This window comes from Amycolatopsis sp. NPDC104863 (assembly GCF_055582965.1).
Genome location: NZ_JBVJOW010000009.1, coordinates 112,673 through 121,855, shown reverse-complemented (window position 1 = coordinate 121,855; position 9,183 = coordinate 112,673). Strand labels below are relative to the sequence as shown.

At 69.6% G+C, this 9,183-nt stretch carries 6 protein-coding genes; all 6 read right to left on the bottom strand.

The genetic code is table 11. From position 1 onward, the window contains the following. Window positions 1-111: 111 nt before the first annotated feature. The 6 genes from ACZ63J_RS39135 to ACZ63J_RS39110 are packed head-to-tail and all read right to left on the bottom strand — an operon-like array spanning window position 112 to window position 9,176. The gene (locus ACZ63J_RS39135) at window positions 112-4,059 is read right to left on the bottom strand and encodes a ThuA domain-containing protein (protein WP_465408979.1); all 3,948 of its coding nucleotides are present in this window, start codon (window positions 4,057-4,059) and stop codon (window positions 112-114) included. 13 nt (window positions 4,060-4,072) lie between these two features. Next, a complete protein-coding gene (locus ACZ63J_RS39130; protein ID WP_465334992.1) occupies window positions 4,073-5,053 on the bottom strand; it encodes a multicopper oxidase domain-containing protein in 981 nt (326 codons plus the stop codon). Between the two features lie 19 nt (window positions 5,054-5,072). Beyond that, the gene (locus ACZ63J_RS39125; RefSeq protein WP_465408977.1) at window positions 5,073-5,927 is read right to left on the bottom strand and encodes a TIM barrel protein; all 855 of its coding nucleotides are present in this window, start codon (window positions 5,925-5,927) and stop codon (window positions 5,073-5,075) included. Between the two features lie 9 nt (window positions 5,928-5,936). Beyond that, entirely contained in the window at window positions 5,937-6,941 is a 1,005-nt protein-coding gene (locus ACZ63J_RS39120) for a sugar phosphate isomerase/epimerase family protein (protein ID WP_465408975.1), read from the bottom strand. Then, entirely contained in the window at window positions 6,938-8,086 is a 1,149-nt protein-coding gene (locus ACZ63J_RS39115; protein ID WP_465408973.1) for a Gfo/Idh/MocA family protein, read from the bottom strand. Before ACZ63J_RS39115 ends, ACZ63J_RS39120 begins: the two co-directional genes overlap by 4 nt. Before the next feature lie 34 nt (window positions 8,087-8,120). Next, window positions 8,121-9,176 carry a substrate-binding domain-containing protein gene (locus ACZ63J_RS39110; protein WP_465408971.1) on the bottom strand — a complete coding sequence of 352 codons (1,056 nt, stop codon included), beginning with the start codon at window positions 9,174-9,176 and terminating at the stop codon, window positions 8,121-8,123. Between the last annotated feature and the right edge of the window lie 7 nt (window positions 9,177-9,183).

The window sequence follows — 9,183 nt, the reverse complement described above, 5'->3', positions numbered from 1 at the left end:
TCTTTCTATTCCACCCCGCCGCCGCCCTCCTCTTTGGGGGGGTCGGTCCTTTCCCCCCCCCCCCCCCCCCCCCCCCCCCCCCCCCCCCCCCCCCCCCCCGCCGCGGCCGAACTACAGCTGCCGCACCCGGATGTTGCGGAACTCGATCAGGTCGTTGTCACTGTGGTTCTGCAGCCCGATGAACCCGCTGACGAACTGCCGCAGGTCGGTCGGCGGATCGCCGGCCCGGGAGGACTGCTGGCCGGGCGTGTTGTCGAACTCGTTGATCACCACGCCGTTGCGGGTCATCGTGTAGTGCTGCCCGACCACCTTGATCTCGTACTCGTTCCAGGTCCCCTTCGGCCGCGCCCCCGCCTGGTCGAGCGGGCGCGGGTCGAAGTTGTAGACCGACCCGGTCTTCTGCGGCTCACCGCTGTCACCGTCGTAGATCTGGATCTCGTGACCGCAGTAGATCGCGACCCACGCCTGCGACGTCCGCGCCGAGCCGACCGTGCCGCAGCTGCCCGGTGGCCGCTGCTCCAGCGGGGTCCGCGGGTCCGGGAACCGGACGAAGACGCCGCTGTTGGCCCGGAAGGTGTCCGGCGCGATGTCCTTGAACTGGACCTTCACCGAGAAGTCGCCGAACTGCCGCTGGGCGTACCAGAGCATGCCGAGCCCGCCGGCCGACCGGATCGACCCGTCGGGTTGCAGCGCGAACTGCCCCGACGGCGCCTGTTCCCAGCCGCGCAACGACTCCGCCGTGCCGTCGAAGAGCGCGTCGTAGCCGGTGGTGCCCGGCTTCCCGATCGGGGACGCCTCGGCGGCGGAGTTCAGCTCGGTCACCTCGGCGTCGTTGAGCACCCCGAGGTCGGACAGCGTTTCGGTGGCCTGCTCGACGTGGTTGACGAACGCCGCGTGGGTGCTCCACGTGCTTTCGTCGTCGATGAAGTCGTCGACCGTGCAGCCACCACCCGCGTTGCGGTTGACCACCTTCGTGATCGTGTCGCCCAAGGTCACCACCGGACCCGGATCGGCCACGAGGCAGCCGACGTTCACCGCGGTCCGCGTGGTCACCGCCTCACCGTTCGCGTAGGTCACGGTCAGCTTGGCGGTGAAGATCCCGGTGCGCGGGTAGGTGTGACGCGGGTCGGCCTGCGTCGACACCGAGCCGTCGCCGAACTCCCAGCGGTAGGACACGCCACCGGACTTCGACCCGGTGAACGCCGCCGTCAGCGCCTTGTTCTGCACCAGCGTCGACGACGCGGCCGGCGCCGGGGTCGGCGCGCCGCCGGTGTAGCTGATCTTGAGCAGCTTCTGGTTGGCGTCCAGCGAGAAGAAGCCGTTGCCGTAGTCGAGCACGTACAGCGCGCCGTCCGGCCCGAACTTGGCGTCCATCCAGCTCTGCACTTTGGTGTCCCCCGAGCCGCCCGGGATGATCTGGCGGAACGTCTCGGCGAACACCGGCGGCTGGTGCGTCGGCACGCCCGCCGGGTCGACGGTCACCGCGACCCGGTTCTGGGAGTTCGACTCGTCGCCGATGAACCACTTGTTGTCCCAGTACGCCGGCCACGCGACGCCGCTGTTCGTGTTGACGAGCGAGCGGTGGTACGTCGGCCCGGACATGACCGCCTGGCCGCCGCCCCGCAGGTACGGCTGGGTGTAGGTGGCGTCCGCCGCGTTGTACGTCGGGATGGAGCTGTTGGGACGGTTGGGGAAGACCGGGCCACCGCCGTCGGGCGAGTACCAGATCATGTTGTCCTTGATCGGCGGCAGGTTCACCAGGCCGGTGTTGCGCGGCGAGGTGTTGACCGGGTTGTTGCAGTCGTACCAGCCGGTCAGCTCCGCGGCGTTCGTGCTGCTGCGGTCGCGGTAGGGCTGCCGGTTGCCCATGCAGTACGGCCAGCCGTGGTTACCCGCTTCGGTGATGATCGTCGCCGTCTCGTACTTCGCCGGCCCGAGCTCCGGGCTCGGCGAAGACGCGTCGGGGCCGACCCAGCCCGCGGTCATCCAGTTGTGCACCGGGTCGATCTGCAACCGGGAGATGTTGCGGACGCCCATCACGTAGATCTCCGGGCGCGTCTTGTCCGCCGGCCCGTTCGGGAAGAGGTTGCCCTGCGGGATGGTGTACGTCCCGTTCGCCTCCGGGTGGATGCGCAGGATCTTGCCGTCGAGGTCGTTCGTGTTGCCCGCGGTGCGGCGGGCGTCCTGGAACGAGATGCCCTTGTAGTCGAGCGTCCAGTTGTTGCCCGAGTAGCCGTTCGAGCCGCCCGAGGAGTTGTTGTCCCCGGACCCGACGTAGAGGTTGCCGTCCTTGTCGAACGCCATGCCGCCGCCCGCGTGGCAGCAGCTGTGGATCTGGACGTCCCAGGACAGCAGGTCCTTGCGGGTGGCCTGGTCGAGCGTCTGCTTCGCCAGGTCGTAGGTGAAGCGGGACACCGTGCGCTTGCCGATCCGCTTGTCGCGGTCGATCGACGCGTGCGGCATCCAGTAGGCGTACATGTAGCCGTTTTCGGTGAACTTCGGGTCCAGCGTCAGCCCGAGCAGGCCCTCTTCGTTCTTGACGAGCTCGTCACCGCTGCCGCGGTTGCCCATCACCGGCAAGGTCGTGAGCAGCTTGACCTTCTTGGTGACCGGGTCCCACTGGTGGACCGTGCCGCAGCCGAGGCCGACGTTCGGGTCGTCCCAGCTGACGATCGGCCCGGTCGGGCAGGCCGCCTTGCCGATGTAGAACACCTTGCCGTCCGGCGCGATGGTCAGCCCGTGCGGCTCGCCGATCTGGTCGAGCTGCCCGGCCGCGTTCTTGCCGGTCAGCCGCTCGACCTTGTAGTTCGCCGCGATGCCGGCCTGGCAGTCGCCGCGCACCATGCCGGTCGTCCAGCGCAGCGCGCCGAGCAGGTGGTTGCGGAACTGCGCTTCGCCGTACGATCCTTCGGTGCGGCCCATGCCGGTGTAGAAGGAGCGGCCGCCGTCGTAGTCACGGCACCAGGAGATCGGGTGGAACGCGCCGTTCGCGCCGACCCCCGGGTTGTAGCCCTTCTCCTCGACCTGCGCGACCGTGTGGACGGTGCCGACCGGGTTGGACTCCCAGTTGAGCCAGCGGTCCGTGCGCGTCCAGTTCTGCGGCAGCCCGGCGGTGGCCGGGTGCTGGGCGTCGAGGACGTCGACGACGGCCTGCTGCGGCGCCGGCTCGGGCGGCGGCGGGGTCGTCGAGGTGTCCTTGAACAGCTTGAGGTCGGCGAGCTGGATGAGCGGCTCACCCGAGTTCGCGGTGATGTTCAGCCGGTAGTTCGGGTAGACCGTCGTATTGGCGAAGGTGAAGGTCCGGGTCTGGAACCGGTCGGTGAACACCTCGTTCGTGCGGGTGTCCAGGTCGGTCCAGGTCTGCCCGTCGGCCGAGCCCTGCAGGGTCCAGCTCTTCGGGTCGCGGCCCGGGAAGTCGTTCGCCGACACCAGCGAGTAGCTGCTGACCGCGACCGGGGTGGCCAGCTTGTAGGCCGCCCAGCCGGTCGTCGCGAACGTCAGCCACTTGGTGTTCTCGTTGTTGTCGGCCAGTTTCTCCTTGGTCTCGTTCGGCGGGTTCTCCGCGCTGGCCGTCACCGAAGCCACGGCCTCGGGGGTCGGCCGCGCGCCGACCGGGCGGGCGCCGATCAGGCCGGTGAACCACTGGGACGAGTCCTGCGCGCGGGCCGCGTCGGAGATGCCGAGGAACCCGCCGCCGGCCTTCATGTAGGCCTGCAGCGCGGCTTCCTGCTCCCGCGCGAGCGTGACACCCTGCGCGGACAGGAACACCACACCGCGGTACCGCGCGAGGTTGGCCGCGCTGAACACGGCGGGGTCGGACGACGCCGTCACCGTGATGCCGTTGTCCGACCCGAGCCGCGCGATCGCGTCCGCCGCGCGCAGCACCGGGTCCTTCTGGTCGCCCGCCGCGCCGTGGAAGACCAGCACGTTGACCGGGACGTTCACCGCGGCGGGCGCCGCCTGGGCCACCGGCTGCACGATCAGCGGGGCCCCGGCCGCGAGCACCGCCCCGATGGCGAGCACGAGCGCCCCGCGCCTGCCGAACCATCGTCTCTTCATGATCCGTTCCCTCCTAAGCATGGGTGCGGCCGTCGGGGTTCATGTCGTGCCCGGCGTGGCCGTGCTCCTTGAACCGGTCGAGCGCCTCCTGCGCGCCGTCCGGCAGGCTGCCGTCGGCGTTGCGGACCAGGAACACGCCCACCATCCCGCCGTCGGAGTGGGTCTGGACGTGGCAGTGGTACATCCACACCCCCGGCCCGACACCCTCGCCGGCGATGATCTGGAAGCCGAACGAGCTGCCGGGGTCGAGGTTCTTGTTGTCGACGGCCTGCACGTTGTCGGTGGCACTGCTCAACATCCCGGTCCGGGTGTCGGCCCAGCGGTGCCCGTGCAGGTGGAACGTGTGCGGCAGGCTGCCGTACCCGACGCACACCCACTCGACGCGCTCGCCGAGCCGCGCCTCGAGGATCGGGGTGTCGGGCGCCATCTTGTGGTTGATCATCATCTCGTTGAACACGACCGTGTACTGCCTGCTGGGCAACAGGTCCCCGCGCTTGCGCACGATCAGCCCGCCGTAGAGCCCGCGCGCGAGCCCGGCGGTGCCGTGGTCGGTGCCCATCGCGTGGTCGTGGTAGTGCCAGTAGCCGGCGCTGCCCGGCATCCAGAACCCGCCGCTCGCCTCGTAGCGGGTCCGCGTCTTCCAGGTGTAGGTCCGCGTCTCACCCGGGTTGTTGAACGACGCGTTGAGCGGGGCGCCGTCGGACGCGGTGTCGTAGTTGACGCCGTGCGGGTGGATCGACAGCCGCTGGTCGGTCCGGTTGACCAGTTCGATCTCGAGGGTGTCGGCCTCGTAGATCTCCAGCAGCGGCCCCGGGATCGTGGCCTTGCCCGGCTCGAGGCCGTAGCCGTAGAGGCCGCCGGGAAGCGCTTCCGCGTAGATCGTGATCTTGCGGGTCAGACCCGCCGCCGACGCCGAGTCGGCGCCCACGCCGATGGCGGGCACGAGCACCCCCGCGGCGGTTCCGGCCAGCATCGACCGACGTGACACTCGCATGTGGATTTCCCCCGGGGTCTCAGAACCGTACGGTGCGGAGGTACTCGAAGCCGACCTTGGCGGTGTTGAGCGGGTCGGCCGGCTGGTCGTGCTCGACGATGTACTCGCCGATGTTGTGACAGGACGCGGCGAAGATGCGCGGGAAGTTGATGACGCCGGCGCCGGGGTCGACCATCTGGCCGTCCGCGGTCCGGTCCTTCACGTGGTACTGGGTGACGCGCGGGTAGTTGCGCCGGAACAGCTCGACCGGGTCCGCGCCGCCGTTGACCGCCCAGAAGAGGTCGATCTCCAGGTGCACGTCCCGCTTGTTCGTGTTCTTCGTGAGGACGTCGTACGGGACCACCCCGCCGATCGGGGCGAACTCGTGGTCGTGGTTGTGGTAACCGAGCTTGAGCCCGGCCTTCTTGAAGGCGACGGCCGCGGTGTTCATGCGCCCCGCGAAGGCCTCCCACTCGGCGATGGTGCCGAAGTTCGCGTACGGCACCACGACGGAGCGGTTGCCGAGGACCTTCGCGTCGGCGATGGTCTGGTTCAGGTCGCCGTCGATGCCGACGTGCGTCGAGGACGCCTTGATGTGGTTGCGGTCGAGGATGGCGCGGAACTCGGCGGCGCTGCGGCCGTACGTCCCGGCCAGCTCGACCTTCCGGTAGCCGATGTCGGCCAGCGCGGAGAGCGTGCCTTCGGGGTCGTTCTGCAGCAGGGACCGCAGCGAGTAGAGCTGGATGCTGATCTTGTCGATCGGGACCCGCTGCCGGGCCTGGGCCGCGTCCGCGGTGCCGGGCAGCACGATGGCCGCGGCCCCCACCGTGAGGGCCGCCGTCGCCACGTTCAGGAACGTCCTTCGGGAGTGCTGCTCTGGCCTGTCACCGCACATGGAACTCCCTCATCTCTGGTTGCTGAAAGCCGCGTCGAAAGCCGCCGACGGCTGGTCGAACAGGTGCTCGCGCAGGTACTTCACCGCCTCCGCCGCGCCGCGGAGGCGGTCCATCCCGGCGTCTTCCCACTCCACCGAGACGGGACCGGTGTAGCCGATCGAGTTCAGCGCCCGGAAGCAGTCCTCCCAGGGGACGTCGCCGTGGCCGACGGACACGAAGTCCCAGCCCCGCCGCGGATCGGCCCACGCCAGGTGCGAGCCGAGCCGGCCGTTGCGGCCGTCGAAGCGCTTCCTCGTGTCCTTGCAGTCGACGTGGTAGATCCGGTCGGCGAAGTCGAGGATGAACCCGACCGGGTCGAGGTCCTGCCAGACGAAGTGCGACGGGTCCCAGTTCAGCCCGAACGCGGGCCGGTGGTCCACGGCCTCGAGAGCCCGCTTGGTCGTCCAGTAGTCGTACGCGATCTCCGACGGGTGCACCTCGTGCGCGAACCGGACGCCGACCTCGTCGAAGACGTCGAGGATCGGGTTCCAGCGGCGCGCGAAGTCGTCGTAACCGTCAACGATGACATCGGCCGTGACCGGCGGAAACATCGCGACGTACTGCCAGATCTTCGACCCGGTGAAGCCGATGACGGTGTCCACGCCGAGCTTCGCCGCCGCCCGCGCGGTGTCGGCCATTTCCGCGGCCGCCCGCTGCCGGACGCCCTCGGGTTCGCCGTCACCCCAGATCCGGGACGGGAGGATCGCGCGGTGCCGGTGGTCGATCGGGTCGTCGCAGACGGCCTGCCCGACGAGGTGGTTCGAGATCGCCCACACCTTGAGCCCGTGCTCGGCGAGCAGCGCCAGCCGTCCCGGCACGTAGTCCTCTTCGGACAGTGCCCGGTCGACCTCGAAGTGGTCGCCGGAGCAGGCGATCTCGAGGCCGTCGTACCCCCACTCCGAGGCGAGCTTGCAGACTTCGGTGAACGGCAGGTCCGCCCACTGGCCGGTGAAGAGCGTGACCGGACGGCTCATGCGGACGCCTCCACCGCGGTCCAGGCGGCTTCGGCGGAAGCGCTTACCTCCACCGCGTGCAGCACGCGCTGGACCCGCAGGCCGTCCTCGAAGCTCGGCTCGGGATCGGTGCCCGTGCCGATGGCCTGCAGGAGATCCGCGACCTCGTTGGTGAACGTGTGCTCGTACCCGAGGAGGTGGCCCGGCGGCCACCACACCCCGACGTACGGGTGCTCGGGCTCGGTGACGAGGATGCGGCGGAAACCGGCCTCGGTGCCGCCGCCCTCGTACCACTGCAGCTCGTTCATCGACTCGAAGTCGAACGCCAGGCTCGCCTTCGACCCGTTGACCTCCAGCCGCATCGCGTTCTTGCGGCCGAGCGCGAACCGCGTCGCCTCGAAGCTCGCCACGGCTCCCCCGGACAGCCGGGCCAGGAACAACGCGGTGTCGTCGACCGTCACGTCGTCCGTCCCGCCGGTCTCGGACGGCCGCTGCTTCACGAAGGTGTTCGTCAGCGCGGAAACCCCGGTGATCGTCTCGCCGGTGACGAACTGCGCGGCGTCGACGATGTGCGCGCCGAGGTCGCCCAGCGCGCCCGAGCCGGCCGATTCGCGCCGCAGCCGCCAGGTCATCGGCGCCTGCGGGTCCGACAGCCAGTCCTGCAGGTACACCGACCGCACGTGCCGGATCTCGCCGAGCGCCCCGCTCGCGACCAGTTTCCTGGCGTGCGCGAGCGCGGGCACCCGGCGGTAGTTGAAGGCGACCATGGCCCGGACCCCGCGTTCCCGGGCCTTCCGCGCCGCCTCGGCCATCGCCTCGGCCTCCGCGACCGAGTTGGCCAGGGGTTTCTCGCACAGCACGTGCTTCCCGGCGTCCAGCGCGGCGATCGCGATCTCCGCGTGGCTGTCCCCCGGGGTGCAGACGTCGACCAGGCCGACGTCGTCGCGGGCGATCAGCTTCCGCCAGTCGGTCTCGACGGCCTCCCAGCCGAACTTGGCCGCCGCGTCACTGGCCCGCTTCTCGTCGCGACCGGCGAGGACGGCGAGTCGCGGCACCAGCGGTGGGTCGAAGAACCGGTGGACGCTGCGCCAGGCGTGCGAATGCACCGCACCCATGAACGCGTGGCCCACCATCCCGATCCCGATGGTTTCCCGTGCCGGGCTCATACCCCTCCTTTGATACGTGCGTGCGAGAACCAGGTCAGGAGTCGAAGCCGACGTCGAGGTACTGGTCGACGTTCTCCTTGGTGACCACCGCGGAATAGGTGGTGATCTCGGCCGGGATGTCGTGCTCGGCCAGGTCGCCGATCCCCTTGCCCTGCCCGAGCAGGCGCGCGAGGGCGATCGCCGTCGAGGCCATCGACGGGCTGTAGAGCACGGTCGCCTTGATCGGCGAGCTGTCGGCCTTGATCAGGTTCATCATGTTCTTCGAGCCGGCGCCGCCGACCATGATGAACTCCTTGCGGCCCGCGGTGTCGATCGCCGCGTTGACGCCGATGCCCTGGTCGTCGTCGTGGTTCCACAGCGCGTCCAGCTTGGGCGCGCCCTGGAGCAGGTTCGCCGTCTGCTGCTCACCAGACTCCGAGGTGAACTGCGCCGAAACCCGCGGCCCGACCTTGAACCCGGCCCGCCCGAGCGCGTCCGCGAAGCCCTTGCTGCGTTCCTGGGTCAGCGGCAGCGAGTCGATCCCGGCGACCTCGCCGATGATCGGGTTCGCGACGTTCTTCTTCTTGAGCTCCGCGACGAGGTAGTTGCCCGCGTTGACGCCCATCCGGTAGTTGTCGCCGCCGATCCAGGTTCTATACGCGAGCGGGGTGTCGAAGACGCGGTCGAGGTTGATGACCGGGATGCCGGCGTCCATCGCCTGCTGCCCGGCCGAGGTGAGCGCCTTGCCGTCGAAGGGCAGGATCACCAGGACGTCGACCTTGGCGTTGATCAGCGTCTCCACCTGGGAGATCTGCTGGTTGACGTCGTTGGTGCCCTCGGTGGCGTTGAACTTCACCTCGGTGAACTTCTGCGCCTGGGCCTTGGCGTTCTTGGTGATCGCCGCGATCCAGCCGTGGTCGGCGGCCGGCGCGGAAAAGCCGATGGTGACGGGCTTTCCGGGCTGGGCGTTGTTGCCCGCGTTGGCGACCGGCGCGTTGGACTCCGAGTTCGCGGGCGTGTTCGACGTGCAGCCGGCCAGCAGCGCGCCGGCGCCGACGGCGGCCCCGCCCAGCAGGAATCCCCGGCGGCCGAGGAAGGGTTGTTCGGTCATGACGGCC